1 protein-coding gene is annotated in these 541 nt (G+C 43.3%); it reads right to left on the bottom strand.

Annotation, left to right across the window (positions count from 1 at the left end; translation table 11 throughout):
* Positions 1-139 precede the first annotated feature (139 nt).
* Positions 140-541: hypothetical protein (locus A3756_RS03465; RefSeq protein ID WP_068552934.1), on the bottom strand; the 402-nt coding region annotated here is incomplete at its 5' end.

Below are 541 nucleotides of genomic sequence, written 5' to 3'. Positions count from 1 at the left end.
CCTGAGCACTAAACAGTACACTAAAGGTTAGGAGCAAGCCTAATGCGTATATTTTTTTCATCATTGCCTCCTGATGGCTATTTCGTTGTTTCGGGCCATCACTCTAAATTCTGTTGTATGCCTTAAGGCATGTATAAGTTTAATGGTACTCAAAACCTTGCCTGATAACCGTTTGTGCACTAGTGGCCTCGACCGCACCTTCTACTAAAGCTTCGAATAGCTCCGGTTTAAGCTCTGTTGAGCTCTCGTCTACGTTTAAGGAGCCCCCTTTAGCGAGCGCTACAACACCCATATATCCGATGCTATAGCTGGATGCAGCTTTTGAGCCAGAAACTGCATAGTTAATACTCGAAGTGTGTTCACCAATAGTGCCGATTCCTATCGCCTCATCTAATTCTGTAGTGTCTTTGTCTATGATGACTTTATTGATCAGTCCACTTACGGCATTTTCTGCTGCTTGAAAAGTCGCGTTGTTGTTTTGTGCATTTGATGCCATTTTTTCCTGCATTATGGAAGAGCTCATTGACGCAACGCCTATAAG

The organism is Oleiphilus sp. HI0086 (assembly GCF_001635225.1).
This window is presented reverse-complemented; position numbering and strand designations above follow the sequence as displayed.